A 596-nucleotide genomic window follows, 5' to 3' on the forward strand; every position below is an offset into this window, starting at 1 on the left:
GGCGGTAGGCAATGCGCGGGGGGGACATGAAGGGCTCCGTCTGGATTTCCGCGACGCCCGAAGTGGCGCCATGTGCCTTCATTCTCTGAAACCCCGACTACGAGTTTCCTCGCATCCTTCATTTTTTGAGAATCCGTCCAAGGCTCCGCCCGGACGTGGAGTCGACTCGCACGGGAGGTGAATTCACTGCCGGGCCTGGGGCGCGGAATACCCACGCCTGTTTCTCTTCAATGAGAGTGGTGGGAGGAGCCCGGCTCGCCGCCGGACAGGGGCGAGGGGCCACCGGGGCGCAGCCGCCGCACGGCGCGCAGCAGGAGCTGCTCGTCGCGGGGGTTGGCGAGGAAGCCGCGGGCGCCGAGCTTGCGGGCCCGCTCGAAGCCCTCGTCGTCGGAGCTGCCGTGGACGATGAGGGCGCCTTCGATGTGGACCTCACCGGCCAGCAGTCCCTCCATGGCCTGGATGGGCGCGAGCACCACGTCGCCGGGGCCGGTATGCAGGACGTCCAGGGGCGTGGCGACGCGGGCCTGGTGTCCGTGGCGCGCCAACTGCCGGGAGATGAGGACGGCGGTGACGGGGGGCCAGCCATAGAGCAACAG

1 pseudogene is annotated in these 596 nt (G+C 69.1%); it reads right to left on the reverse strand.

Annotation, left to right across the window (positions count from 1 at the left end):
• Positions 1-227 precede the first annotated feature (227 nt).
• Positions 228-596, reverse strand: a pseudogene (locus HR086_RS47355) (hypothetical protein); the annotation flags it as partial.

The sequence above is a fragment of the Myxococcus sp. CA039A genome (genome assembly GCF_013336645.1).
Taxonomy (GTDB): domain Bacteria; phylum Myxococcota; class Myxococcia; order Myxococcales; family Myxococcaceae; genus Myxococcus; species Myxococcus llanfairpwllgwyngyllgogerychwyrndrobwllllantysiliogogogochensis.